26 protein-coding genes and 1 pseudogene are annotated in these 26,093 nt (G+C 64.7%); 9 read left to right on the forward strand and 18 right to left on the reverse strand.

Annotated elements, in window-relative coordinates; all coding sequences use genetic code 11:
* Window positions 1–397 precede the first annotated feature (397 nt).
* The 3 genes from NL114_RS10225 (at window position 398) to NL114_RS10235 (ending at window position 3,275) form a co-directional block, all read left to right on the forward strand.
* Complete coding sequence (locus NL114_RS10225; RefSeq protein WP_254820813.1) at window positions 398–1,084, forward strand: DUF7504 family protein; 687 nt, start codon at window positions 398–400, stop codon at window positions 1,082–1,084.
* A gap of 141 nt (window positions 1,085–1,225) precedes the next feature.
* Window positions 1,226–1,681 carry an HTH-type transcriptional regulator Lrp gene (gene lrp, locus NL114_RS10230; RefSeq protein ID WP_254820814.1) on the forward strand — a complete coding sequence of 152 codons (456 nt, stop codon included), beginning with the start codon at window positions 1,226–1,228 and terminating at the stop codon, window positions 1,679–1,681.
* A gap of 244 nt (window positions 1,682–1,925) precedes the next feature.
* Window positions 1,926–3,275 (forward strand): ribonuclease J, encoded by a 1,350-nt coding sequence (locus NL114_RS10235; RefSeq protein ID WP_254820815.1) that lies wholly within the window; start codon window positions 1,926–1,928, stop codon window positions 3,273–3,275.
* 147 nt (window positions 3,276–3,422) lie between these two features.
* On the opposite strand, the gene NL114_RS10240 is transcribed toward NL114_RS10235, so the two are convergent.
* From NL114_RS10240 to NL114_RS10250, 3 genes and pseudogenes are all read right to left on the reverse strand, one after another.
* Window positions 3,423–4,265 carry an alpha/beta fold hydrolase gene (locus tag NL114_RS10240; protein ID WP_254820816.1) on the reverse strand — a complete coding sequence of 281 codons (843 nt, stop codon included), beginning with the start codon at window positions 4,263–4,265 and terminating at the stop codon, window positions 3,423–3,425.
* Window positions 4,266–4,364: 99 nt separating this feature from the next.
* The gene (locus tag NL114_RS10245; protein WP_254820817.1) at window positions 4,365–5,078 is read right to left on the reverse strand and encodes a helix-turn-helix domain-containing protein; all 714 of its coding nucleotides are present in this window, start codon (window positions 5,076–5,078) and stop codon (window positions 4,365–4,367) included.
* Window positions 5,079–5,171: 93 nt separating this feature from the next.
* A pseudogene (locus tag NL114_RS10250) lies at window positions 5,172–6,471 on the reverse strand (M20 family metallopeptidase).
* A gap of 144 nt (window positions 6,472–6,615) precedes the next feature.
* Here NL114_RS10250 and NL114_RS10260 point away from each other — a divergent pair.
* Window positions 6,616–7,275, forward strand: a complete 660-nt coding sequence (locus NL114_RS10260; protein WP_254820820.1) for an NAD(P)H-hydrate epimerase — start codon at window positions 6,616–6,618, stop codon at window positions 7,273–7,275.
* Window positions 7,276–7,325: 50 nt separating this feature from the next.
* Here NL114_RS10260 and NL114_RS10265 read toward each other — a convergent pair whose 3' ends face one another.
* From NL114_RS10265 to NL114_RS10285, 5 genes are all read right to left on the reverse strand, one after another.
* Complete coding sequence (locus tag NL114_RS10265) at window positions 7,326–7,928, reverse strand: hypothetical protein (protein ID WP_254820821.1); 603 nt, start codon at window positions 7,926–7,928, stop codon at window positions 7,326–7,328.
* The gene (locus NL114_RS10270) at window positions 7,915–9,027 is read right to left on the reverse strand and encodes a DUF3179 domain-containing protein (RefSeq protein ID WP_254820822.1); all 1,113 of its coding nucleotides are present in this window, start codon (window positions 9,025–9,027) and stop codon (window positions 7,915–7,917) included. Before NL114_RS10270 ends, NL114_RS10265 begins: the two co-directional genes overlap by 14 nt.
* A gap of 174 nt (window positions 9,028–9,201) precedes the next feature.
* Complete coding sequence (locus NL114_RS10275; RefSeq protein ID WP_254820823.1) at window positions 9,202–10,260, reverse strand: ATP-binding protein; 1,059 nt, start codon at window positions 10,258–10,260, stop codon at window positions 9,202–9,204.
* Between the two features lie 90 nt (window positions 10,261–10,350).
* Complete coding sequence (locus NL114_RS10280) at window positions 10,351–11,355, reverse strand: sulfite exporter TauE/SafE family protein (RefSeq protein ID WP_254820824.1); 1,005 nt, start codon at window positions 11,353–11,355, stop codon at window positions 10,351–10,353.
* A gap of 24 nt (window positions 11,356–11,379) precedes the next feature.
* Window positions 11,380–11,808 carry a hypothetical protein gene (locus NL114_RS10285; RefSeq protein WP_254820825.1) on the reverse strand — a complete coding sequence of 143 codons (429 nt, stop codon included), beginning with the start codon at window positions 11,806–11,808 and terminating at the stop codon, window positions 11,380–11,382.
* Between the two features lie 225 nt (window positions 11,809–12,033).
* Between NL114_RS10285 and NL114_RS10290 the strand changes: the two genes are divergently transcribed.
* Window positions 12,034–12,549 carry an HTH domain-containing protein gene (locus tag NL114_RS10290; protein ID WP_254820826.1) on the forward strand — a complete coding sequence of 172 codons (516 nt, stop codon included), beginning with the start codon at window positions 12,034–12,036 and terminating at the stop codon, window positions 12,547–12,549.
* 1 nt (window position 12,550) lies between these two features.
* Here NL114_RS10290 and NL114_RS10295 read toward each other — a convergent pair whose 3' ends face one another.
* Entirely contained in the window at window positions 12,551–12,910 is a 360-nt protein-coding gene (locus NL114_RS10295; protein ID WP_254820827.1) for a thioredoxin family protein, read from the reverse strand.
* A 150-nt stretch (window positions 12,911–13,060) separates the two neighbouring features.
* On the opposite strand from NL114_RS10295, the gene NL114_RS10300 reads away from it, so the two are divergent.
* Window positions 13,061–13,429, forward strand: coding sequence for a winged helix-turn-helix transcriptional regulator (locus NL114_RS10300; RefSeq protein ID WP_254820828.1), 369 nt, complete (start codon window positions 13,061–13,063; stop codon window positions 13,427–13,429).
* Here NL114_RS10300 and NL114_RS10305 read toward each other — a convergent pair.
* The 6 genes from NL114_RS10305 to NL114_RS10330 all read right to left on the reverse strand — a co-directional run bounded on the left by NL114_RS10305 (window position 13,426) and on the right by NL114_RS10330 (window position 17,262).
* The gene (locus tag NL114_RS10305) at window positions 13,426–13,605 is read right to left on the reverse strand and encodes a hypothetical protein (protein ID WP_254820829.1); all 180 of its coding nucleotides are present in this window, start codon (window positions 13,603–13,605) and stop codon (window positions 13,426–13,428) included. The two genes, NL114_RS10300 and NL114_RS10305, sit on opposite strands and share 4 nt — an antisense overlap.
* 92 nt (window positions 13,606–13,697) lie before the next feature.
* Window positions 13,698–14,651, reverse strand: a complete 954-nt coding sequence (locus NL114_RS10310) for a DUF3179 domain-containing protein (RefSeq protein WP_254820830.1) — start codon at window positions 14,649–14,651, stop codon at window positions 13,698–13,700.
* Window positions 14,652–14,682: 31 nt separating this feature from the next.
* Complete coding sequence (locus NL114_RS10315; RefSeq protein ID WP_254820831.1) at window positions 14,683–14,979, reverse strand: helix-turn-helix transcriptional regulator; 297 nt, start codon at window positions 14,977–14,979, stop codon at window positions 14,683–14,685.
* Window positions 14,980–15,077: 98 nt separating this feature from the next.
* Window positions 15,078–16,028 carry a patatin-like phospholipase family protein gene (locus tag NL114_RS10320; RefSeq protein WP_254820832.1) on the reverse strand — a complete coding sequence of 317 codons (951 nt, stop codon included), beginning with the start codon at window positions 16,026–16,028 and terminating at the stop codon, window positions 15,078–15,080.
* Window positions 16,021–16,884 carry an SDR family oxidoreductase gene (locus NL114_RS10325; protein WP_254820833.1) on the reverse strand — a complete coding sequence of 288 codons (864 nt, stop codon included), beginning with the start codon at window positions 16,882–16,884 and terminating at the stop codon, window positions 16,021–16,023. The genes NL114_RS10320 and NL114_RS10325 overlap by 8 nt, the downstream gene beginning before the upstream one ends.
* 156 nt (window positions 16,885–17,040) lie before the next feature.
* Window positions 17,041–17,262 (reverse strand): hypothetical protein, encoded by a 222-nt coding sequence (locus NL114_RS10330; RefSeq protein WP_254820834.1) that lies wholly within the window; start codon window positions 17,260–17,262, stop codon window positions 17,041–17,043.
* A gap of 334 nt (window positions 17,263–17,596) precedes the next feature.
* Between NL114_RS10330 and NL114_RS10335 the strand changes: the two genes are divergently transcribed.
* The 3 genes from NL114_RS10335 to NL114_RS10345 all read left to right on the forward strand — a co-directional run bounded on the left by NL114_RS10335 (window position 17,597) and on the right by NL114_RS10345 (window position 20,019).
* Window positions 17,597–18,793: a tyrosine-type recombinase/integrase gene (locus tag NL114_RS10335; RefSeq protein WP_254820835.1), complete on the forward strand. Its 1,197-nt coding sequence runs from the start codon at window positions 17,597–17,599 to the stop codon at window positions 18,791–18,793.
* A 106-nt stretch (window positions 18,794–18,899) separates the two neighbouring features.
* Window positions 18,900–19,550, forward strand: a complete 651-nt coding sequence (locus NL114_RS10340; protein WP_254820836.1) for a winged helix-turn-helix domain-containing protein — start codon at window positions 18,900–18,902, stop codon at window positions 19,548–19,550.
* A 7-nt stretch (window positions 19,551–19,557) separates the two neighbouring features.
* A complete protein-coding gene (locus NL114_RS10345) occupies window positions 19,558–20,019 on the forward strand; it encodes a toxin-antitoxin system TumE family protein (protein WP_254820837.1) in 462 nt (153 codons plus the stop codon).
* Window positions 20,020–20,059: 40 nt separating this feature from the next.
* On the opposite strand, the gene NL114_RS10350 is transcribed toward NL114_RS10345, so the two are convergent.
* From NL114_RS10350 to NL114_RS10360, 3 genes are all read right to left on the reverse strand, one after another.
* Window positions 20,060–20,494 carry a hypothetical protein gene (locus tag NL114_RS10350; RefSeq protein WP_254820838.1) on the reverse strand — a complete coding sequence of 145 codons (435 nt, stop codon included), beginning with the start codon at window positions 20,492–20,494 and terminating at the stop codon, window positions 20,060–20,062.
* An 83-nt stretch (window positions 20,495–20,577) separates the two neighbouring features.
* Window positions 20,578–23,493: a UvrD-helicase domain-containing protein gene (locus tag NL114_RS10355; RefSeq protein WP_254820839.1), complete on the reverse strand. Its 2,916-nt coding sequence runs from the start codon at window positions 23,491–23,493 to the stop codon at window positions 20,578–20,580.
* A complete protein-coding gene (locus NL114_RS10360) occupies window positions 23,486–26,074 on the reverse strand; it encodes a PD-(D/E)XK nuclease family protein (protein WP_254820840.1) in 2,589 nt (862 codons plus the stop codon). The genes NL114_RS10355 and NL114_RS10360 overlap by 8 nt, the downstream gene beginning before the upstream one ends.
* Window positions 26,075–26,093 lie beyond the last annotated feature (19 nt).

The raw sequence follows: 26,093 nt of genomic DNA on the forward strand, positions 1-26,093 counted from the left end.
TATCCTGCTCCTGACTATCTCGGTTCGAATCGAGGTCGCGGCCCCGTCCTTTCTCCGCCGACCGTCGGCCGCTCCCGTTCGGGGAGCGCCGCCGAGTCATGCTCCAAAACGTGCCCGAGACCCTGGTCAGATGGGTGTCCGGGACAGTTCCGACGGGGCGAGCGCACTCGTACAGCCAATCATGAACGAAACAGACCTCCCGTGTTCGGACTGCGGAACGGCCCTCACGGCACGCACAGTTCAGGTATACGACCTTCCCATCGACACGGAACGGCGGGATGCGGTGACGATAGCCGAATGCCCGTCCTGTGGCTGTCGATACTACCCGGAACAGACACTGGCCCGACTGTACAGTCATCGAACTGACGACCGTTCTCGAGGGGGTAGTTGAGTACCCATGGACGGACCTCCAGAGGTCACCAGTGATGAGCCGACCCTGCATATCGATACGCTTCCGGAACGAGTCGAAGACGGAGCGACGGTTCTCGTCGCGACGGCCGGTGATCCGTCACGACTCGGCGTCTGTCTGGAGCTCCTCTACCAGCGCGGGACGGCCGCGGATTCCGCCCTCGTGGTGACGACCGTCGAGAGCGCCGAGGCGACGCATGACCGGTATGGGCGGCTCGCTGCGGGCCGGGCCGGGCCAGCGCTGCGAATCGTCGATACCGTCTCGGAGGGGCAGTCCGTCTCCGCGCTCTACGGTGAGACGCCAGTCGTGTTCACGCCGAATGTCGGTGATCTGGAGCGGCTGGTGATCGCCCTGTCCGATCTGGCCGGCGAGGCCACTCCCTCCGACGGGGCACGCCATCTCGTGATCCGGTCGCTGACCCCCATGCTGGATGCCGTTCCCGCCGACCGGGTCTGTACGGTCCTCGAACGGATCGTCGAACTCCGAACCGGGGGAGGGCTCTGCCTCCTCGGTATCGACTACACAGCCCACGACGAGGAGACGATGCGAACGATTGCAGCAGAGACGGATGGTGTCCTCTGGGCCACGGAGCAAGAGCCCGATCGTGTCGAGTTCGCATACGAGCCATCCGGCGGGCGGTATCAGTACCTCGAGAGCCGGAGGGACGGACGATGAGTGGTGACGAGCGATTCCGGGCCGCCACCTTTCAGCGCGTGAGTTGAACAGTGTCAAGCATCGACCGCGCTACAGTAGCACTGTTGGAAGAATAACACTCATTCCAGCATATTTATATTCAAATATTTAGTATCGAGTCGTATGACGTACGAACATCTCGATACGAAGCTCGTTAATGCGTTAATCGGGAACGGACGGGCAAGTCTTCGCAGTCTCGCCGAGGAGCTGGACGTTTCGGTGACGACGGTCTCGAACCATCTGAACGACCTCGAGGAACGAGGTGTCATCACCGGATACAGCCCGATCGTCGAGTACGGCGAACTGGGGTACGACGTGACGGCGATTCTCCGACTCAAGGTCGAGGGAAGCGCGCTTCCCGATTTGACCGAGCGACTGCAGGGTCACAGACAGATGGTCTCGGTGTACGAGGTGACGGGCGAGTTCGATATCATCGGCATCGGCAAGTTCGAGGATACCGACGACATGAACGCGACGATCAAGGAACTCCTGGCCGACGCCGACATCAACGAATCGTCGACGGCGGTCGTCCTGAACACGCCCGCCGAGAACGAGCAGTTCGAGATCGAGATCGAGTGAACGACGGCAGTCTACAGCCCCGAACAGCGGCGACGATCCGGTCGAGATAGCCGAATCCACGACTATTTACGTCGTGGTCGTCAGGTACCAGCCAACCGAAACACGCGTTGTCCCCGGGCCGGCCGTGTCCCCCGGCTATATCGACTGTCGTCTCTACTGACGATCGTCGACGCCAGGTTCACACCGGCTCTCCTTCACGGGCGCACTCTCTCGAGTTCTGGGATCACTCTGATCGGAACTACCTATGGAAATCGAAATCGCGACGATCGGCGGCTACGAGGAGGTCGGCCGGCAGATGACTGCCGTGCGGGCCGGTGACGACATCGTCATCTTCGACATGGGGCTGAACCTGTCGAAGGTCCTCATCCACGACAACATCCGGACCGAACAGATGCACAGCCTGGACCTCATCGACATGGGGGCCATCCCGGACGATCGCGTCATGTCCGACCTCAAGGGGGACGTGCAGGCTATCGTACCCACGCACGGCCACCTCGACCACATCGGCGCCATCTCCAAGCTCGCGCATCGCTACGACGCGCCCATCGTGGCGACGCCGTTCACCATCGAGCTCGTCCGGGAGGAGATCCGCGACGAGAGCAAGTTCGAGGTCGAGAACGACCTGATCGAGATGGACGCGGGCGAGCGGATGTCCATCGGCGATTCGGGCAACGTCGACCTGGAGTTCGTCAACGTCACCCACTCCATCATCGACGCCATCAACCCGGTCCTCCACACGCCCGAGGGGGCCGTGGTCTACGGGCTGGACAAGCGGATGGACCACACCCCCGTCATCGGTGACCCCATCGACATGGAGCGGTTCCGCGAGATCGGCCACGAGGGCGAGGGCGTCCTCTGCTATATCGAGGACTGCACGAACGCGAACAAGAAGGGCCGAACGCCCTCCGAATCGGTGGCCCGGCGCCACCTGAAGGACGTGATGACTTCCATCGAGGACTACGACGGCGGCATCGTCGCCACCACGTTCTCCAGTCATATCGCCCGCGTGAAGAGTCTCGTCGAGTTCGCCGAGGATATCGGCCGCCAGCCGGTCCTGCTGGGCCGCTCGATGGAGCAGTACTCCGGCACAGCCGAGCGGATCGGCGCTGCCGAGTTCCCGGAGGACCTCGGGATGTACGGCCACCGTAATTCGGTCGACAGTACGTTCAAGCGAATCATGAACGAAGGCAAGGAGAAGTACCTCCCCGTCGTGACAGGCCACCAGGGCGAGCCCCGTGCGATGCTCACCCGAATGGGCCGCGGCGAGACCCCCTACGAACTGGACCAGGGCGACAAGGTGCTGTTCTCGGCTCGCGTCATCCCCGAACCCACGAACGAGGGCCAGCGCTACCAGTCCGAGCAGCTGCTGCGGATGCAGGGGGCCCGCATCTACGACGATATCCACGTCTCCGGCCACCTCTCACAGGAGGGCCACTACGCGATGCTGGACGCGCTCCAGCCACAGCACGTCATCCCGGCTCACCAGAACACGAAGGGGTACTCGGGGTATGTCGAGCTGGCGTCGAGCCAGGGCTACAAGGTCGGCCGCGACCTCCACGTCACCGCGAACGGCAACACCATCCAGCTGGTCTGATCGGGAGACCTCGGCACTGGTCGTGAACGGTACTACTGGGTCCACATATCGGTCGCGTTTTACTGAGTCCCTGTATAGCCGCTCAGATGCCCCGGGAGTTCGTCCCCGAATACGGCCTCGAGCCGAGGGATTACGTTGAAGCACTCATCAGGTCAGGAACTCCACCGTCCGCTCGGTGAACGTCTCCGGGCGGTCCTCCGGCACCCAGTGGACGGCCTCCTCCAGCCCGACCAGCTCGCAGCTGTCGATGTCCGACTCCAGGCGCTCGGCCCACTCTACCGGCTGGAACTCGTCCTCGAGCCCCCACAGGAGCAGCGTGTCCGCGGTGACGTTCGTGGGGTCGACCTCGGTCGTGTGACTGGTGTTCGTCGCGACGGCGTTGCGGACGATCGACGTGACGCCTTCCTCCGAGTTCCAGGGCGCTTTCATACCCTCGAGGAACGCCTCGTCGTGGTCGTCGCCCCACAGCGTCTGCCGGAAGAGCCCGTCGAGCATCCCCTGCACGTCGGCCGGGGAGTTGTCCCGGGCCGACTCCGGGAGCCCGAGGTCGGTGATGGTCTGGATGGGCCAGGAGTCGTACGCCACGGAGTTCGACAGCACCAGCCGGTCGACGGCGTCGGGCTGGTGGCAGGCGTAGCGGAGGAACACCCCCCCGCCGAGGTCGTGGCCGACCAGCGACACCGTGTCGAAGCCGAAGGTGTCGAGCAGGTCGTCGAGCATCTCCTCCTGGGCCCGGAGCGACCGGTCGAAGCCGTCGTGCATCGCCGACTGCCCGTAGCCGAGCATGTCCACGGCGATGGCGTGGCGGTGCTCGGCGACCGCGGGCAGGATGTGCCGCCAGAGGTACGAGTTCGTCGGGATACCGTGCATGAACACGACTGGGTCCCCGTTACCCTCGCCCGCCTCGTAGTACGCCACGTCGAGGTCGTGATCATCGACGGTGACCGATGTCGAGTCCTGTGCTGCTGTCCATTCGGCGTAGGATTTCATTGTGGAATCCCTCTGGCGTACCCTGCACCCGGAGGCGAAAACGGCTGCTGCCTATGACCATAGGTAGCGTGGGTCGAAGGCGTAGCGAGCGGCACTGGTTCAATCGACAGTGGCGTGTCGGTCACCGCCGAAGAGCCCGTCCATCACCCTCGCCTGCGCGGCCCTGATGTGCTGACTGAACGTCGGCTGGGTGATGCCCAGTGCGTCCGCACACTCCTCGGCACTGCTCTCCCGGGGCCAGCAGAAGTAGCCGCTCAGGTACGCCGTCCGAAGCACCTCGAGCTGTTTGTCCGTGAGTCGGTCGGCCAGGGCCGCCCGGGCTCCACGACTGGTCCGAACCGGGACAGTCCCGTCGGCGTCGCGGCAGGCAAGGAGTTCGGATTCGGGATGTGCATCCTGGAACCGCTCGACGACCGTCCGCGTGTCGACGTGGGCCGGGACATCCGCGACGACGTGACCGACACCGCAGTCCGCCGAGACGGATCGGGCAACGGCACCCGTGTCGGCCAGCGTCGTCGTCACACAGGCCCCGGAGACGATGAACTCGAACAGCGCCTCGTCGACGCCCCGACCGACGATCCGCACGTCGGCGATGCCGTCGGCCGCCTCGGCCATCGACAGCACGCGGTCGGGAGCGACGTCCTCGATGGTGAAGTACTCCAGTAGCCGCCCATCCGACCGGTTGACGAAGTGCTCCAGCGTGACCCGGCAGCCGACGGCGTCCGATGCCTCGACGAAGAAACAGCCCCTGTCGCGTGTCTGGAGTTCGAGCTCCACGTTCCGGCCAGTCGCTTCCGTGCTAGCTGTTCCCATGTTTACCGCTGGCACCATCACGGGCATAACGGTACTGGGGTCGAACGCCCGGGATGCAAGAGCGCGCCTCGCCCCCGAGAGAGTCACCGAGACTCAGGTGGTGTCCTCGGCCACCGAGGTGTCGTTCTCCGTCCCGTCTCCATCCCAGCGTCGCCGGAGCAGGAACGGGACTGCGGCGTAGACCCGCGCGTTGTTGAGGATATCCTGACGGGTGATGTACTCGTCGGGACCGTGAGCCGACCCCGTTCCGAATCCCAACTCGACCGTCGGAACGCCGGCGTGACGGAGCGTCTTCGCGTCACCGCCACCGGTGGCACTCCGGCGGTGGACCCTGGCGTCGGTGACCCGCCGGACGGACTCGACCGTCGCCGAGACGATCGACCCGTCCACGGGTTCGTAGCTCCCCTGGCTCCAGGACAGGTCGGTGATCGTGACAGCATCGTGTCCGTGGACGCAGTCCCGGATACGCCCCAGTACGCGTTCCGTCGACACGCCGGCGGTGACGCCGATGTCCACCTCGGCGGTCGCGGTCGTCGGAACCGAATTGACGGCTGTTCCCCCTTCGAGTGTTCCGAGGTTCAGGGTCGGGAACTCGAACAGGTTCCGGGCCGCATCGGCGCCCGCCTCCGGCGCGTAGAAATCGACCGACTCGTCGACGATCCGCTCGACTGCCGCCGGCAACTGCAGTGGCTCGCCGGCGAGCATCGTCCGGAGCGACTCGACGGCATCGTAGACCCGGTCGATGGCATTCGTCCCCAGCATCGGCCGGGACCCGTGTGCGCCGACGCCTGTCGCCTCGAGCGTCAGCCAGATGCTCCCTCGGTCGGCGACGGTGACCGAACACCGGTCGTTCCGAGCGGTCGTCTCCCCGATGACGCAGGCCGCTGGGTCGAACGACTCCCGGTCGAGCAGCGTCTCCAGCCCCGCATCGCCCCCGGTCTCCTCGTCACTCACCAGTGCCAGCTCCAGTGGAACCGGGGGGTGGTGTCCGTCTCGGCGAACGCGGCGACGGCCAGCAGCATCGACGCGACGGCACCCTTCATATCCGTCGCGCCGCGCCCGTACAGCCGGTCGTCGACGCGCTCGCCGAGCGGGTCGTGCTGCCACTCGTGCTCGTCGAACGGAACGGTGTCGAGATGGCCGTTGAGACAGAGCGCCTGATTGCTGTCCCCCGAGATTCGGGCGAGCAGGTTCGGTTTCGCCGGGTCACCGACCACCCGCTCGGTCCGGACGGCTGTGGGGAGCCACTCCTCGACGAGGTCGACGAGGGCAGCGGTCTCGCCCGGGGGGTCGCCGTATCGACTCCGACCAGTCGCGTGGCCAGTTCCAGCGCCTCCGAGCCACGGTTCCGGACGTGCCGGTCGACGTCGTTCAGCGCTGGGGGATTCGCCATGCCTCGGCCGTTCTCGTGCCTGGACAAACGGCTATCCCGTGCGTGCGCCTCACACACAGTCCCCCTGGGAACTAATCAGCCGTCCGGTGTCCGAACGGGTATGAGCCACCCCTCCGGACCCCAGATGGCACCCCCGTTCCAGCCGTGACGACCGACGAGATGGCGGCCGTCGACCGTGTCGCCGTCGACGGGTTCGGCCTCGCGTTGCTCTCGATGATGGAGAACGCCGGCCGTGGCCTCGTCGAACGGTCGGGCATCGGTCCCGACGACCGCGTCGTCGTGCTGGCCGGGGCGGGAGGGAACGGCGGCGGCGGACTGGTCGCCGCGCGGCATCTCCACAACCGTGGCGTGGCGGTGTCGGTGGTACTCGACAGGTCGCCGGCGGGACTCTCGGGAGCCGCCGCTCGCCAGTGGGGCGTGCTGGACCGCGCCGGCGTCGCCTACACGGTCGGCCCACCGCTCCCCGATACCGACGTGGTGCTGGACGCCTTGCTGGGGTACGGGCTGCAGGGTGCGCCGCGCGGCACGGCAGCGGAGATCATCGAAGCGGCTCCCGAAGGGGGTGCCGTCGTCTCACTCGACGTGCCGTCGGGGGTCGATGCCACGACCGGTGAGCGACCCGGTGTCGCGGTTCGTCCCGACCGTGTCGTCACGCTCGCACTACCGAAGACGGGTCTGCAGGCGGTGGACTGCGACCTCTACTGTGTCGACCTCGGTATCCCGGACGCGGTGTTCCACGAGGCCGGCCTCGACTACGCCCGTCCCTTCGACGACGCCACCACAGTGGCAGTCGAGCGAGTGTAGGCCGGCCGTGTTGCACGACCCGGTGACCGACGCCCCTCGGGGAGCGCTGGTCAGAGCAGGGCCGGGTCGACCTGGCGGCCGACGAGGAGCAGGCTCGCCACCAGCATCGCGACGGCGACCGGGACGAGCAGCTGGAACCCCGTGACGAGGGTTGCGCTGGCCTGGATGCCGACCACGAGGAGGATCGTCGGCCCACAGCAGGCCGCGCCGGACAGCAGGGCCGGGAGGCCCGCGAGGATGCCCGTCGAGGACTCGAGCCCACAGGCCCGGGGCTGGATCAGCCCGAGGTAGGTGAGCGCGACGTTCGCTCCCACGAGTCCGGCGAGGAACAGCGCCAAGAGCAGGTTGAGCGGTGACAGGAGGTAGGTGACTGGGCCGACAGTCACGACCGCGATCGCCCCGAACCGGAAGAAGCCGAGGCCGGTGAGCGCCCGCGAGAGGTCGTCCGCAACCCGGACCGTGAGCGCGCCGCCGCTCCCGAAGAGGGCAAGATCGCCGACCGTGGCCAGGTACACCACGAGATAGCCCACCGTCGCGAGGAGGAACACGGCGCTGGAATCCCACCGGCCTGCCGCCGCCCGCAGCGCGGCGGCTGTCCCGGCCAGCGCCCCCTCGTCACCTGTGACCGCCGGGGTGGGATCAGTCGCTGGCATACAGGTTCGTCTCCGGGTAGAAGCCGCTCCACGCGAACCACATCGCGTCGAACGCCAGCGTCCGCTCCAGTGGAAGCGCCGCCGGTCGGTGCGCGGTTCCGGACGCGTCGACGACCTGCCCGTCCCGGTGCTCGAACTGACGGCCCTCGGGGTTGCGGTAGACGTATCCCGTGTCGAGGGCGGGGTCGTGGACCGCGAGGATCGGTTCGCCGCCCAGTTCCCCCGCGACGAGCCCCTGCGCTCGGAGCGTGTCCTTCTCGAACGCGGCCGCGCCCTCCGGCGTGCGGGTGCCGATGACGACCGTCTTCTCCTCGAGGCGGTCGTCGTCCGAGAAGGAGGTGAACATCGGGGAGCTCCCCGGGCGGTAGTACCCCCGCCGAGGGTTGTACGAACCGTACGGGTCCCGCTCGTAGTTCTTCGCGAACCCGGTGTCCCGCGAGAGAACCTCGGTTTCCGGATGCCGGTTCGACCACCGCTTCCAGGTGGTCCAGACGAGGCGGAACTCCTCCAGCGAGCGCGTCGTATACGAATCGTTCCACGGACCAGGAATTGCGGTGGCGAGTACCTGCGGCCACCATGTCTCGGTCGCCCGGTCGTACATGATGAGGTTGTTGTTGACCAGCCGCCCGGACACCCCGAACGTCGTCTCCCCGCGTTCGAACCCCATCGCCGTGCCGGTCAGCGGGCAGTAGGTGACGCTCACCGGCTGCCCGTCGACGACATCGTTGCAGATCTCGTGGAGGACGAGAATCGACTGTGGGTACGCTTTTGCACCGCCATCCGTGACCAGTCCGAACACTGGATCGCCAGGATCGAGCCAGTTCGAAGCCTCGCCCGCGGAGATGAAGCTCGGGTCGTCGATCGACGGGATGCCGTCCTTGGGTGGTCCTCCCGAGACTGCTTCGGACCGAAGCGAGGAGGGCTCCATCGGGAGTGGGAGATGGTCGGTCACTGTCGGCGGGCTGGTCCCGCCAGTTCCCCCGCTTGTCGTCGGGCGACCATCGACCCGTGCGCCGCCGGTACCCAACTCCGTGCATCCGGCCAGTGAGGCCGCACCGAGCGCCCCGAGGACGGCTCTGCGTGTTACCGGCCGTTTCATAGTCTGTAGAACGGGTCGGAGCGACAAAAGCGCCCCCTAACCACATTGTAACCCGGTATCCAACTCGTGTCTTGTACGCTGTCGGCCGCTCGGTGGAGAACGTGTAGCTGTGTCCGAGTACCTCGTGTATTCGGGGATTTCCTGCCGCTTGCAGGCTCCGCTGCTGAATCCCTGTCAGGCTTTCCGTAGCTCCACCTCGAAGACGGTTCCTTCGGGCTCGTTGTCCCGTACGGAGATCTCCCCGTCGAACTTCTCGACCAGTTTCCCGACGAGGAAGAGACCGATACCCGTCCCTGCGCTGTCGAGTCCCTTCTGTCCCTTCCCGAAGATCTGCTCGCGCTGTGACTCGTCGATACCCGGACCGTTGTCGGCGACGCGGATCACGACCGTCTCGGGCCGTTCTTCACCGGATACCGTCACGCGAGCCACGTCCTTGTCGTTGTGCTGAACAGCGTTGTGGAACAGGTTCCGGAAGACCGAGCCGAGGAGACTGTTCGCGAGAACTGGCCCCGTTGGAATCCCCTCGAGCGTAATCTCCATGTCTCCGTGCCCCTGTCTCGCTGAGCGGGCCTCGCGCTCGACGATCGAGTCCACGTGGACCGGCTCCAGTTCGATATCGGCGTCCTCCTCGAGCACCTCGACGTAGTCCTTGACCGTCTCGGTGAGTTCGACCACGGCGTCGCTCTGGCGCAGGAGCCGGTCGACGATTGCGCCCCGCTCGTCATCATCGGCGTCCTCCAGTTCCCCGAGCAACCCCCTGATGACGGCCATGTCGTTCCGGATGTCGTGGCGAACGAGGCGGTTGACAACGGCCAACTCGCCGGCCAGCTGCTCGATCTCCTGCTCGTACTCGCGGATGGCGGAGATGTCGCGAGCGATACCGAACACGTACGGCCCCTGGTCGGTCTCCGCGACGCGGGCGTGGATGTCGACCGGGATTCGTCTGCCGCTCTCGTCCACGAGGCAGGCCTGCGTCCCGTCGTCGAACCGCGAGAAGTGGACCGAGCCCTCCCCGACTGACTCTGCGAACTTCCCGACGTACTGTTCCATGTCCTCCGTCGGATGGAGCGCCTGGACGGGTTCACCGGCGATCTCCGAACGGTCGTAGCCCAGGAGTTCGAGGGCCCGGTCGTTGACATCGACGATCTTCCCCGACTGCATATCCAGGAAGAAGATGGCATCCGGAGCCGCCTCCATGAGAGTCCGGTACTTCAACTCGTCGTCGATCGACATACCGTATCGTGGACTTCCGGATGTATCGGTGTTCCGCCGGTGTCCGGTGATTCAACCGGAGGAGCGAGCTCGGCTCCGCAGCCGTTCCGGCTACACCACGAACTCGACGGCCAGCACGATACCGCCGACGAGAGCGAACACCACCCCGAGGCCGGTCTCCATCAGTTCGCTCGGGATGTAACGACCGACCCGCGAGCCGATGGCACTCCCGATCAGGACCCCGGGAATCGACCACGCAACGACCCACCAGACCGGCGTCGCGGTGAGGGCGTGAACCAGTGCCCCTGCGACGGCGGCGATGGCCAGTGTGAACACGCTGGTCGCGACGGCAACTCGAGGCGGCACCCGACAACGGACGATGAGCTGTGTCGTGACGATTTCGGGCAAGCCGGCGCTGATGAGTCCGGTGATGAAGCCCCCGACGGCAGCGAGGCTCACTCCCGGCGGCCGCCAGCAGGTGTCGTACTCGAAGCGCTCGCCGTCGGCCGCCTCGACGACGGTCGAGCCGCGCCCGGTGTTCTTCTCCCGGAGGAACTCCCCCTCACACTCTCCGGGCTCACACTCCTCCGGCGAGTCGTAGTACACGAGGAACCCCCCCAGACCCAGTAGCCCGACCCCGAAGGCGAGTTTCAGCAGGTCCGGGTCCACGAAGTGGGCGGCGAAGGCCCCCGCGATGATGGCCGGCACGGCACCCAGCAACAGCCACTTCGCCGTCTGGAAGTCCACGACGCGCTGTTTGACGTACGAACGGAGCCCGTTGCCCATCCCGAACACCTCCGTCAGGAGGCCGGCGCCGATGGCCTGGGCGGGCGAGAGGCCGAGCACCAGCAGGAAGAACGGGCTGAAGAACAACGCGCCCGAGACGCCGGAGCCGATGGCGACCGTCGCGAACAGCACCGAAACCGGGAACACCCACCAGTGGGCGAGGTACGTGTCGACCGGGAACTGACCGATGACGGGTAGCGTCACCTGCCCCGGAGCGTTCGAGAGCAGCGGGGCGGAGAGCGAGACGGCCTCGGCGTCCCCTGCGAGCACAGCGACCGTGAGGAGGGCACCGGCTGCCGCGGCCATGATACCCAGAACTCGTCGTCTCATTGATGATTCGACCAGGCGGTCCGTTCAGGCCAGGATTCCCGTGCCGATGAACGCGCCCAGGACCAGGCCGTAGACGACGTGAACCGTCCCGAACATCTTCATCATGTCACCGTCGGGCTCCATCCCGATGACCATGCGCATCCAGAACACCATCCCGCCGATCATCAGGACGAGGCCGTAGACGAAGCCGGCAACGATGGCGAGACCGATCGATTCCAGGTCGATGATGTTGAGCGCGGGCACACCGAGCGCGAAGACGACCCCGGCCCCGATACCGTACGCGAAGTGGAGCAACATCCCGGGCATCGCGTACTCTTCGGGCTCGCCGCCGGCGAACTTCGCGACCAGGCGGGCGGTCGGCGGTGGCCCTCCGTCGCCCATGACCATCATCAGCATGGTCATCACGATCGTCGCCACGAGTCCTCCGGCCAGTCCAGCGATCAGTGTCGTCATACAGGTTACCAGTGGTAACCACTGATATTAAATCTCAGCTATCTGATTAGTTATCGGATTACCTATCGGTAACGCGGCTATCGATACTGTGAAACCTATCTCCATACGGCGCTATTCAGAGTAATCTGGCCTTTATCAGCGGCTTCGCGGCTAGAGAACCGGATGGTAACCGAGTATGTCACGAGTTGTCGTAGAACTATCACGTAGAGAGACAACTGAACGTGTATGCGGATACGCGCCGTTCCCAACGAGGGCACACACGTCGAACTGTACGTCCGGACGCTGTCCCCGACGGACGCCCGGGACAGCCAGGAGTCACTGCTCACGACGCTCCAACAGTCGGCTGCCGTCGACTCCATCGAGGTCGTGGTCACGGGGAATCGCATCTGTCCCGAGACGGTCGCAGCCAAGACTGAGATCGGGTCAGCACTGCTGAAGAAGTTCGAGCAGTTCGAGCAGTGGGCATCCGGGACCGGTCGTACGCTCGCCCCTGCCTTCCGGCGCGAGACCGGACGGTCGCTCCTCACTGGCGAGTCGGTGTCGGGCGCATGCTTCCCCGACCGGGCCCTCGCAGAGTACCGGGGGGGCTCGCTCTCGTTCGTGGCACCCTGCTGTGAGGACGGCACCGCAGCGGCCGACGGCCGCGAGGACGATCGGACGTGGAGTGTCCCCGACCGAGTCGAGGAACTCGCGCTCGATGTGAACGCAGAGGAGGGCGCCCCCGACAACCAGCACGCCTGACTCAGTCGAGATTGCGCTGCAGGAGTGTTCGAAGCGTTCCCTTCTGCTGGATTCCACGGCGCATGTCGACGTGCTCACCGTCCTCGACCACCACGATGGTCGGAAGTCCCGAGACATCGTACCGGTCGGCAATCGAATCGCCTGCGTCCGTATCCACGTCCACGCGGGCGAGGGTGAATGGATACTCGCTCTGTAACTGCCTCAGTGCAGGCGTGACGAGGCTACAGGCCGCACACCAGTCGGCGTGGAACTCGATGAGGACCAGTGTATCCGTCTCGAGAATTGCTTCCAGCGCGGACTCGTCGGTGATGGTGGCCCGCTCGGGTTCGGTTGGCCCCGAAGGTGTTCGCTCTGTACACATCCTTCCCCGACAGTACCGGAGACCACTGCATAGCCTTTCGGCGGCGTGGACGTTACCGGGTTTCCCGCCGGTCAGTGCCCCGTTCGGACGTCGTGCGTACTCCGGGGACGCCCGAGTGGGGTTTATCTGCTGATGTCGCAACTCTCTCGCATGGCGAGCAGTGACACACAACTCGAGGTCTGGTGTGCCGGTGAGGACTGGTGCCCGGTCACATCGACATCGACCGTCCTGAGTGGGAAGTGGAACCCGGTCGTCGTCCACCGGCTGCTGAATCACGGTGGCTGTGGGTTCAACGAACTGAAGGAGGCCGTAGACGGCATCTCTTCGAAGGTCCTCTCGGATACCCTGGAGACGCTCGAGGGGTACGGGATCGTCGACCGGGAGATCGTCAGCGAGAAGCCGTTCCGGGTCAGGTACTCGCTGACCGAGCGCGGGCGCTCTCTGGAGCCGGTCATTCAGGAGATGGAGACCTGGGGGAAGCAACACCTCACGGAGGGGACGCGCGACTCGCACCCCTAGCGCATCGATTCCCGGGACACGTACAGGCTCGACTGGACCCACGCGTCCTCCTCGTTCACGTCGAAGACGATGAGATCACCGTCGCCGCTCTCCATCTCGTCGAAGTCGTCGAACGGAATCGCGTCGACTCCAACCGTCGTGCAGTTCTCGCCCGGACAGGTGTTTGCTGCAACCATCGTGATTACCTCCTGCCTGTAGGTTACTCGCAGATACTGTTAAGCGTTAGCGAACGGCCCGGTACCTCGGTTACCGCCACGGAATCAGCCCCTCAGTTAGCGTCGTAGAACGCGTCAGGGCCGTGGTCGTCGCGCCACGTGAACGCGAACACCCGCCGGGCCGGCAGTCGGTCGAGGCGCCGGCCGTCTGCTGCTCGGCCGGTCGCGGGGTCCCAGGTCGTGCCGTCACCCACGAGTCCCGCCCCGGTCCACCCGAACTGTATTCTAGGGTCGGCGAAGCCGTGGATGTCGCCGGCCTCGGTCGCGACGACCAGCACTGGCCGCTCCTCGACGGTCGTCTGGACGACCCCGCCAGCGTCGAGCACGCGGGGGAGCGGGAACCCGAGCGCCGTGTCGTCGGTCTCGAAACCGAGGACGGCGGTCTTCGGGCGGAGGTCGTCCCGGGTCCACTCTCGGTCGTCGTCTGTCCCGCGGTGGGCGGCGAGGCCGAACCCCTCGCCGGCGAAATAGTCCGCGTACGGCGACGTATCGTAGTCGATGGGCGCCGGGTCGTCGTCGTCGCTAGCGGCCTCGCTCTTGCCACCGGGCGGCTGGAGGACAACGCCGTCTGGATGCGCGTCGCGGAACTCGCGCCAGGAGAGCATCGCTCCCGGGCGGACGGACAGCGAGTCGCCCGCGAACCGGCCGGCGATGCACTCGCCGCTAGACTGCTTCCACTCGCTCTCGCTCTCCCGGTCGTACATGACGAGGTCGTCATCGGCGAGCTTCCCGGAGACGCCGAACTCCAGCACACGCCCGCGGTGCCGGCGGTCGTACACCACGGCGCTCCCGCAGAGCGGACACCAGGTCACGGCGATCGGGTCGTCGCCGATGGTGTCGTTGACGATCTCGTGGTAGTGGAGGTATCGGACCGGGTAGGCACGCGCACGCTCACCGTTCTCGACTGCGATGACGGTGTCGTCGGCCTCGCCGTCGTACCGCTCGCCGAACGACGGGTCGTCGACGCTCGGGATGGCGTCGCGAGGGACCACTCGGCGGACGTTCATGGGTCGGCGTCGTTGTCGAGGCCGCAAACTGTCACCGGTGCGTGACTGGCAGCTCCACGGCCCGGTCCGTCGCCACGTCCCCGGCGACCGAGTAGAGGCGCTGCCGGGCGTCCATGAACGACACTCGTGAGGTGACGATACCTGCATCCTCGAGTTCGGTTAGCGCGTGCCGCGTTGTTCGGACGGAGAGCAACGTCTCCTCGACGAGTTGTTGCTGTGTCATCCGACCGCGTTCTGCCAGCACCAGCGCCACCAGCTTCGCACTGGGGGCCAGGTCCGCAAGCACCGCCCGCTCCGTGTCCGGGAGTTCGGAGAGCCCTGGAGACATCGTTGTCCGACGAACGCTGGGGGGGAATATAATCCGGAACGGAACGTGTGCCGGTTGCGCACGACCGAGAAGGTGGAGAACCCGACCGCCTTGGGCCGCTATTCGAGAAATTCCGGTGCCCGCTCCTCGCCGCGCTCCATCAGCGTCGACAGGAACGAGCGACTGCGGTCGACCTTTGTCGAGCAGTGGTAGGTCTCCGACATCTCAACTCGCTTGATTGTCGTCTTGGTGAAGTCGCTCTCCGGGAGGTGGCCCTCGTCGATCCAGTCGTTGACGCGTTCGATGGTCCGGAGTTCCTGATTCAGAGAGATGTTGCCCGACAGTTCGTTGCGCCGGTCGGCGATCTCCGCCAGCGAGGTCGGCTTGCCATCGCGCTCCTGCGGGTTGATCTGGATGACCCACAGCTCCTCGGGCTTCCGGTCGGCGTCGACGGTCAGCAGGTCGTCGATCGGCGGGTTCTGGCTGAACAGGCCGTCCCAGTGGTAGTGACCGTTGATCTCGACGGCCTCGAACAGGTTCGGGACGGCCGCCGACGCCAGCACGGCGTCCACGTCCACGCGCTCGTTCGTGAACGTCTCGAACTCGCCGCCGTTGATGTCGACCGTTCCGACGACCAGCTCCGGGCGCTCGTGTCCGCAGTGGTCCGGGATCTCCTCGAAATCGATGTGTCGCTCCAGGGTTTCACGGATCGCCTGCTTGCCGAGTTCCGAGCCAGGATTCTGGTAGGGGCTGACCTGCGGCAGCGGGACGCCCATGCTCTCCAGCCGCGAGAGCCCGACCACCCAGTCGTTGGTGAACCGGTCTGTCCCGTCGGCCGCAAGGTCGTCCCATACGGCGTCCACGAGTTCGACCGCCCGGGCCTCGCCCTCGGTCACGAGCCCGTACCACGCGGCGAGGGCGTTGAACGCCCCGCCCGAGGTGCCGCTGATGCCGACCAGTTCGTACTCGTCGGGCCAGTTCTTGAACAGGCCCTTGAGTACGCCCGCGGTGAACGCCGTGTGGCTCCCGCCGCCCTGACAGGCAATCGCGACCCGCGTCGGGTCACTCATAGGTGGTGGTGTAGCCGCCGTCCCAGAGCATGTCCGCACCGTTCAGGTGCTGGCCGTGGCCCGAGAAGCCGAAGGTGAACAGGTTCGCGACCTGCGCGGGCGTCATCATCTCCTTCGTCCGGGCCTGGCCGAGCATCACGTTCTCGATGACCTGTCGCTCGGAGAGGCCGCGTTCCTCCGCGGTGTCCTCGATCTGGTTCACCATCAGCGGCGTCAGGACGTAGCCGACACTGACGGAGAACCCGCGGAGCGAGCCCTCACCTTCGGCGGCGATGGCCTTCGTCAATCCGTGGATACCGTGTTTGGCCGTGATGTACGCCGACTTGTCCTTCGTGGCGTAGTGGCCGTGGACCGAGGACATGTTGGCGATCGCACCGACGCCGTCCCCGTTCTCGCGGATGTGCGGCATCGCCAGTTTGCTGACGAGGAACGGCGCCCGGAGCATCAGGTCCAGCAGCAGGTCGTACCGGTCCATCGGGAACTCGGGGATGGACGCGATGTGTTGCATCCCGGCGACGTTGGCGACGTACCGAAGGGCACCTTCCTCGGCCGCGGCCTCGATGACCGCGGCGACATCCTCGTCGTCGGTCAGGTCTGTTTCGACGCCGACGAACCGACCGGGGGCGTCCAGTTCCTCGGCCTTCGCTCCTGTGTCGTCGAGTCCCTCCTGGTCCACGTCGGCGCCGACGACCGTGAGGCCGTTCCGCGCCAGCGCGACGGCCGTCGCCCGTCCGATACCGGACGCAGCGCCCGTCACCAGCGCGACGGAGTCGCGGTCGAAGTGTGGATCGTCAACCACGAGCAGGTCGTCCTCGCTCAGTTCCGGCGCCGAGAGGTCGAAGTCGTCTTGGGTCATCTATGTCCCACGACAGTGAGGGAGCTAATAGTTCGCCCCCGGCCGTGCAGCGGTCGTGAACGATACCCGTGGTGTTCTTATTCGTCGGTGTCGAGCAGCGTGACCGCTTGCGTCACAACCGGTCGGGAATCGGGGCTATCGCGCCGAGCCTCCCCGTCAACAGCAGCCGTCGGCGTCCGAGTCCCACCTGCAGGCATCACCGGCCGTCAGGTCGTTATCGTCGATATACACCGATAGACAGGCGTGGTTGCAGAAATAGGCCGGCGACCCACAGTCTGCGGTGCAGTCGCGGACACAGATGGGGTCGTGGTCGAAGATGCGGGACCCGCAGTATGCGCACGGTTCCGACTCGTCGGGAGTCGTGAGGGTGGTGGACATGACCTGAGGTGTTCGCTCCCGTGTTAATTCGTTTGTGCGTTTCTCCGCCGGCCCCACAATCCGGATTTCGGGGACGGCGGGAACGAGTTTGGAGACTACATGTCGGAAAACGACTCCCAGAATACGTCCGGCAGATCCCGGCTGGAGTTCCTCTCCAGGCACTCCTGTCGAGCAGGCTCGCGTCCGCGATGAGCGAGCCCGGTTCGCCTGCCCGGATATATAACCCGACGAGTGTCTTGCGGGCATCCGCTCGACATCATTCGTTCAGTCCACTCCGTTGTAGAGGGAGGCACCGACCAAATTTTATCCGGGATAACGCGGCGACTAGTCCCCGATGGGATCAGAAAACAACGACCATCAACAGACTGCGCTCACCGAGGATTTCGATAGCACCTCCGACGCTGAGGAGTCCTGCCCGGCTCTCGACAGCGACCTTCGAGCGCTCGTCGACCGCTATCTCACCTCCCAGCGCACTACCGGAAGCCAGGCCTATGCGAGCACGGCTGCTTCGGTCCTCAACCGCTGGGCCGCATGGATGGCTACGGAGTCCCACGAACTGGACGAGCTGAACGATTCCCAAGCGGGTCCCCGAGTACTGAACGAATACGCCCTCCAGTTAGCCAAGCGGGTGGCTGACGACGAGTTAGTGGCAGCCACAGCAGAGCGATACTTCGCGATTGTCTCGGCGTGTCTCTCGTTCGGTGTCCGGCAGGGAGCCCTTGATCGCAATCCGGCACTCGCCGAGGCAGCCTCCGAGTCGCTCCCACAGCAGCAACGCTCGGATCGGACGGACCAGCAGTTCTGGACGCCGGCTCAGCGGCAAGCCATCGTGGAGTTCGTCGATGAACAAGCGGCGGCTGCTCCTGATACTGCACTGATTGAGAACCGAAACCGTGCGCTGGTTCGCGTCCTCGCATACTCTGGGGTTCGTGGTGCCGAGGTCCTCTCCCACACGAAAGATGACCGGGAGGGTCGCAACGGCCTCCGGTGGGAGAACGTGGACTTCGATGCTGGGACGATGCTGATTTTCGGAAAGAATCAGACCTGGGAACGAACGCCGCTTCCGTCGAAGTGTCTGCCTGCTGTCCGTGATCTCCATAGCGCCCTAGACCCTGACGATGGGCAGTGGCCGGTGTTCCCTTCGGGCCATTCCCCCTCGCTCTACGACAAAGCGCGAGCGGAGCTGGGCGACCGATTCGACCGTCTCCTCGCCGCTGAGCAGGGGGATATCTGGCAACTCCTCCGGACGCAGAACATCTCGCCTCCACCGCTGACGACGGCGGGAGCCCGTTCGGTGATGAAGCGCCTCACGGACGGGGCGGATTTCGAAGTCGATGGTGAGTACCTCAAACTCCACGGTGGTCGGCGTGGCCTGGGTGATCTCCTCTATCGGATTGACCGAGGACACGCTCAGGACATCCTCCGGCACGACGATCTCTCGACGACACAGAAGGCGTACCAGCATATCGATGCGGAAGAACGCCGGGAACAGCTCGATAGCTACCTCGAAGATGCAAATGAATCGGTGTGACCGCTATCTACGGGTGGCTTGAGTACCATACCTGAGCCAGGCCAGATACGGCATATATCTGTGCCGCAAACATATATGTGCTTTCGGGACCCTATACAAGCATACGATGCCCAACGACTCTCCGAGCGATGGTCCGGACGTGTTCCCCGACTCGGCCGAAGCTCCGGAGCGGCCACTCGACGCCGAAGACCTTTCCCCGTTCACCGTCGACACGGACGAGTACGACGAGATCAACGACCTCGCGACGGCCGAGTGGAAGGCAACGACGACGGCCGATGAGCGGATACGGGCCGTAATCTCGCGGACCGTGATGCCGAAAACAGCGAGTGAGATCGCTGATATCGCCGCTGTCTCGGAGAGCAAGGCTCGGTCGGCGCTGAAATCGCTCGTTGACGAAGGGGTCGCAGAGGCGACGCAGACCACGTCAGGCACGGCCTATCGCCGCGATTCCGATCGCTATCTTATAGAGCAACTCCATCAGCTGGCTACCTCCGAGGGGCTCCTCGAGCAACTGCAGGCCGTGAAGGCCGAGATCGGTGAGTATCAGGACCGATACGAGGCGGACGCCCCTGAGGACGTGCTCCTCTCGGATTGCCGTCTCGGGGACGACGAACTCACCGACATCTCGCACTGGCGGACGGCCGAGCGCGACCTAGACTACCTGCGGGCCGCGTATCGGATCCAGCAGGCCAAAGAGCGTGTTCACGAGACTGACGACCAGGTAGGTACCGAATCCGGGCGCCGTCCCACGCAGTAGGATGGGGATGGGTGATGGCTCCGGGCTCGACCCGGACGCGATTCTCGACAGCGTGAACGTGCTGGCCAATCAACTGGGTCAGGGATTCCGAGAGGTACGGTACAAGAACACCAGACACGGCCAGTTCGAGCAGCGGCAATCGCGGCCCCGTATCGCCCGAGTGACGGTCGCACCTGGCATTCATCAGCCCGCCGGATACTTCGATATCCAGTGGTGGAAGAATGGCGACTACAAGTATCACTACCGGGAGCAGGGACTGGAGTTCCGAATCGGTCGAGAGGCCGCCAACTCTGGTACCAACACCCCGATTCGCCATTTCCATCCCCCGAACGATTTGACAACGCACGAACCCTCCTGTATCGAGACGGGGCCACCGGAACGTGTCACGCTTGCCGTGCTGGCGACCTGGTGGGCTGCGGTCAAAGCGGGTGACGAGGGCGTCTTGAACACGCAGAACCGTCTCCCATAGCATCGACGCGTACTCAGCTAGTTCCGAGCCCGCGGTCCGCTCAGGTGCTCGGAGACGTGTCGTACACCTTCCGAATCGTTTCGAGCAATAACTCATCCCACTCCTCGATCAGCTGTCGATCTCGTTCGTCTAACTGGAACATGACGAGGTCTGACTGCCGACTGATTACGACGGTTCCATCTTCGGCGACCAACGTCCCCGGCCGATCACGAGGCAGATCGATGCCCTCCTTGAGATACTTCGTGTCCGTCGCGTCATCCCAGTTACAGAGGACGAATCCACCCCGGTCTTGCTCGTGTGCTTCCCGGCTGGGGTAGGCCGGAACGTTATCGTAGATGATTCGGGTGCCGTACAGTGACTCCCACTGGTCTTGGTCGAACTCCTTGCTTCCTGGTGTCTGCCGGGCAACTCCCTGGAGGAAGCCCTCGATACGACCCCGAAGATAGGAAATATCCGATTCAGTGTATTCTCCCATATCTCGACTCCGTCTTGCTGGAGTATCAGCTATCGGGACGGCGGCTGAATCCGGGTAACTGGCCGAGTCGAGGAGATGCTTGGCTAGTCTGCCTGTTCTAACTCGAACAGCGTCTGCTCTGCCATCGAGCAAAGATCACGCTCTGACAGCGTCTGGAGAGTGACCAGTTCATCATCAGCCGTATAGTAAATCGATAAGCGAATCTCTCGGTCCGGATAAACGGCAGTCAGCACGTGGTAGTACGCGCTCAATTGCTTCCGGTACTCGGGCTCAGCAACCCGACTTAGGTCGGTCTTATAATCAATCACGTCGACACGCTCGGGCGTGATATGCAGCAGATCGATGATGCCCGTGAGCGTCACCGCTGGGTCAGTATCAAGCGGGAGTAGGACCGTCTCTTCGGCCTTGCACTCGCCCTCTAATCCATCGATGAGCCGCACCACGTTCTCTTCGTCCTCGTTCGATGGCTCCACTGCTCCTCCGAGAACGTAGGCTTCCGCAAAGTCGTGGAGTTCGTTGCCGAACTCCGTCCCACGACCTCCTGTCGCCTCCTCATACACGCTGTTGTCCATGATATCGTGAACGCCGTGGCGTCGAGGCTGGCCGTCCGAGTCGGGAATCTCGATCTCGAAGGCTGACATCGTCTCCGTCGTGGTTCCCTGCTCCGAGGGGTCCGGGTCGACCTCCGTAGCCTCCACCGACAACTCCGAAAAGAACAGACTCGGGTCCTCGCCGGCGGTGAACAGCAGATGCCGCTTCGCCCGCGTCATCGCGACGTACAGTAACCGCCGCTCCTCATCATATTCGGACGGCAGGCAGGACGTGAGCAGGTCGTACTGCCAGTGCGTGAACACGTGCGGGTGCGAGCCCTCGTCGGTGAACACCCGCCGCTGTCGGAGGCCCAGCGGCTCCCGATACACGATCGGTGAGGACGGCGGTTGCCCGTAGTGTGGGAACGCGCGGTAGTTCAGGTTCCCCAGCAGGACGATCGGGTATTCGAGCCCTTTCGCGCCGTGGATGGTCTGCAGCGTCACGGCGTCCTGTCCGGGGCTCGTGTCGATCTCCACCGTGCTCCCGTTCTCCAGGTTATCGGTGATGTACGTGATCGCCTCGCCGCGGGTCATGAGCGTGCCCTCGTACACGCCGGTCAGGTGATCCAGCAACGCGTCGGCGAACGCGTTCGCGAGGTCGTACCGGTTGAAGACACGCTGGGCGAGTGCCCCGATCGTCTCCAGTTCGAGCAGCTCGTCGCGGAACGAGACCATCGCATCCGGATACACGTCGTCCTCGAGAATGGCCTCCGTCTGCCCGTAGGTGTAGCCAGCCCGTTCAAGCACTACGGCCCAGCCGCGGGTGTCGTCGGACTCGCAGATGCGGAGCCAGGCGAGCAGGAGCTTCGCCTCCGGCGTGTCGAACAACTCGACGCCGCCCTCGTAGGCGACCGGGACGTTGTATTCGGCCGCCCGGTCGAGCAGGTCCCGGGCGAAGTTCCGTTTCCGCGTGAACACCGCGATATCGCTGTACGAGGGCGCACCGAGGCGCTCCTCCTCGGCTGCTCGCTGTTCCTGGGGCGACATGTCCTCAGTGGAGGCGGGGTCGTCACGCACCTCGACGGCATAGTCGTCGTTGCCGACGATCGTCTGAATCCGGTCGAGGATGAGGTCGTACTCGTCGGCGGCCTGGTAGGCCTCGATCCGTGCGTTGTCGACGTGATTGGTCGCCTCGAGTGAGGCCTCGCCGGCCAGCGGGTCCTCGTCGAGGTCCTCCGAGTACGTCGCCCGAACGGAGAGGCTCTGCTCGGCGAAGTCCAGAATCGATGCCGAGGAGCGGTAGTTCTGCACCAGCGGGATCGACTCGATCTCGTCGACGGGGTAGTCGATTCGCTCGGTGTCGCTGTTCAGTTCGGCAGCGTACTCCGCGAGGCGCGTCTCGAACTCGGTAATGTTCTCGACGCTGGTGTACTGGAAGCCGTAGATACTCTGCTTCCAGTCTCCGACGACGCAGATGTTGTTTGTCGACGCGAGCAGCAGCGCGATCTTGAACTGGAGCTCGTTGGTGTCCTGGAACTCATCCACCATCACGTACTCGTGGCTCACCGCTGCCCGCACGTCGGGTTCCTCACAGAGCATGACGAAGGCGAGCGCCAGCATCAGGCCCTGCGTCAGATAGTTCCGCGAGAGCGCGAAGGCGAGATACTCGATGTAGACATCGTGGAGGAACACCCATAGTGCCTCGCGATCCTCGTCGAAGGCCTCCAGCACGAGGGCCTCGTCGATTTGCGGGTCATCGTGTACCGCCGACCGGTCCGGGGCGTCAGGGGCGTATTCGGTCACATCCCAGCCCCCGACCGCGCTGCGAGCATCGCTGTTGGTCGGGCCTCGTGACCCCTCGCCGGGTGCGTTCGTCTCGGCCAGCGTCGCCTCGAACGCCGCTCGGTCTCCCGTGAGCGATGCCGCGGTATCTCGGTACCAGCCGTCGCGGGTCGGAATCACGCCTTTCGCAGCCAGTTGGCCGATCAGCGAGCGAAGCGTCGTCCGGTCGCGGAAGATGCGGAGGAGATCGGCGTGTTCTGGATGGCGGTCGGCGAACCGGGACATGAACGTCCGGAAGTGCTGGCGTTCTTGGACCTGATCCTCGATCAGATCCAGCCCGTCCGGGATCTGGTCGTCGATGCCGAGCGCCTCCGGGATGGTGTGTCCGTACCGGCGGAGAAGCTGGTAGCAGTAGGAATGGAACGTACTAATCGGGGCGTCCTGCAGTTCCCGGAGATCGTAGTCCGTCTGCTGGACGATCCGGTCTTTCATTTCCGCTGCCGCGTTCCGAGTGAACGTCACCAGCAGGATATCTTCGGGCGTCGCGGCGGTCGTCTCGAGGATTTCGGCATACCGCCGCGTGACGGCGAACGTCTTCCCGGTTCCGGCCCCGGCGTTGACGCGATAGATTCCCTCAGTGCTGGTGATTAGCTCCGCTTGCTGCTCGTTCGGTGTTGGCTCAGTCATCAGTGAGAATCAGATCACGGTTGTCCACTCGGTCCCAGTTCGGGCCGTCCTCGGTCGCCCGGACAGGGAACGAATCGTTGCGATACGCGTTGAGATTGGCCAGTTGTTCGTCGACGAACGTCTCGAACGCGTCGAGATCCGGCTTCAGGTAGTACGTCCCAACGACATCGTCCATGTCGTCGATCGCATCTCGGCAGCCGTTCTCGACGTAGGCGGTGTCCTTGACGTGCCGTTTCGTGTACTCGATGAACGCGGTGATGACGGCTTCGCGCTGCTCGGGGGCCTCGCCTTCCCGGGGGAGGTCGTGGTCGAGGAAGAACTCCCGATAGGCGTCGTAGCCGAGCGGGTCGAGCGCTTTCACCCGGTCGTTGGACTCCGCGTAGTCGGTGACAGCCTCGTACACCTCGCGCCGTGCGACGAACTCGCTGAACGTGACGGGCAGGTAGGTGATGGTCGTCACAAGTTCCTCGACATCCGGAGCCTCGCCTCTGGCCATCCGGTCAGCGTGTTCGAGGACGTGGACGAAGTGGATCGAGAGTGGTTCGTCCGGCTCTTGCTGTCGGTGCTGGAGGAGATAGAGCGCGGCCTGGAAGTTCGGGTCATCGTGGAGTGGGTCGATGGAGGCCCGGTCGCGCAGCTTCGACGCTGTCGACTGGCTTCCGGTCTTGTAGTCGACGAGGTCGGTCGGACCTCGGAGGAGATCCACGAAGCCACGAATCCCCGCTTCGGGGACCTCGAACCAGCGCTCGGTGAGCTGTGACTCGCACTCGAGGCCCAACCGGTCAGCGAGCTCGTTCTCCTGTGAGCGATCAGCGTACGCGTCGTGGTCCGCTTCCTCGGGCGAGTTCGTATCCAGGTATTCCATCGCCGTTTCGAGCGCGATCGCCAGCTGTGTTCGCTCGACCGGATGCCGGTCGTCCGTGGCGTACGCCCGAACCTGCTCGACCATCGCATCGACGACCGTCTCGAACTCCTTGCGAACCGTCTCCGGGTGGGTGACGTACAGCTCCGCCGCCTCGTGGACGACCGTCCCGCGAGCCATGTAGCTCGCCGTTGGAGTCTCGACCAGTCGGGTGAAGAACTCCTCACGGGGGCAGTTGGCGAGCCGTTTCAGCGACGATTGGCTGAGTGCACCCACGTCGTCGGTATCACCGTCCGTCAGGGGTGGCGCAACGAACGGCTGTCCGGGTGCCCCTCGCTCGACGCCGTAGTCGTCGTAGCGCTCGTGCGGGAGATCGCTGAAGCGGTCGAACGACTGCTCGAACAGCTGCCGGAAGTAGACACACGGCGTCACGTCCTCACCGGCACGGGTATCCTGAACGAGATAATGCCGCTGGCGACCGTTCTGGAGGAGGATCTCGAACCGGTCGAGGTCCTGCTGGACGTACTCGGTGCTGTCGATCCAGGGCACGTCGGGCGGTGTCTTCGCCCAGCCCGTCCCGAGTCCGAGGTAGAATACGACCGGCCGATCGATGTACGCTGTCGAGGCGGCGTCCGTCAGGAGCACGCCATCCCGCTCTCTGTCGACCGGCACGTCGAACGACTGGAAGTAGTACGTGAGCCGGTCAAGCAACTCCGAGGTAACCGCCGTGTCGAGGACACCCAGCCGGTCACACTCGTCCCGGAGCGTGCCCAAGGTGACGCCAGCAAGCGCTTCGTAGGCCTGAATCGCGTCGCGGAGTGTGCCCGTGTGGACCGCCTCCTCGACCGTTGCTAGTCCGGGGAGGGCCGAGTCTTCGAGTGCATCGACGCGCTGCTCACCGAGCTTGCGGGGGACATCGACACCGAGCGGTGCGAGCAGCGGCTCGATATCACCGACGCGAAGATCGCTGCCGGTGAATACGGCTTGCAGTAGCCGCAGGAAGGTTCGAACATCGGGGTCGTCGACAAAGCCGGGACCGCCCTGGAACGGAATCTCTGCTGCGGCCAGCCCCGCCTCAACGAGGGGGCTGAAGACGGTCGACTCGTCCAGCACGACACCGACCGATTCGGCGGTGCCGGCCGACAGTTGCTCGATGAGTGCGTCGACGATCGCCGTCGCGGATGGGAAGATATCAAACGTGGGGAGCGTCCCGGTGGCGCCGGTGAAGCGGTCGACCGTCTCGTAGTCAGCCGGCAGCAACGAGCGGTCCAGTTCTGAGAGGGCCGATTCGCCGATGACGGCCAGGTTGAGTTCGTCATCGAGGCGGCTGTCCGCGAGTTTGTGGTAGCTACTGTCGGCCGTACGGAGCGTCTCGACAGCAGTCCGGATCCCCAGCGTGTCGAACTCGTCGTAGTCGAGAATGGCGTCAATATTCCCGGTCCGGTCCCACGCCTGGAGCGTTCGGTCGAGTGCCCGATGGGCTTGCTTCCAGGTCAAATCCGTCTCGGTGACGAGGGTCCTGAAGAGGTTCCGGCGATCCATCGGCGTGAGCTGGTTCGAGGCGTGGCCGCGTGGGGTCGCACCCACGCGACCGATCCTGGGCCGGTCGACGCGCCGATCGAGTGCGAGTGCGAGCGGCGGGTCGGACGTCAGGGCGAGATCGGTGTCGCGAATCGCTCGGTAGAGGTCATCGATCGACGCGGCCTCACGGAGTGTCACAGTTCACCAACTGGGAACG

This window comes from Haloglomus halophilum, assembly GCF_024298885.1.
GTDB lineage: Archaea > Halobacteriota > Halobacteria > Halobacteriales > Haloarculaceae > Haloglomus > Haloglomus halophilum.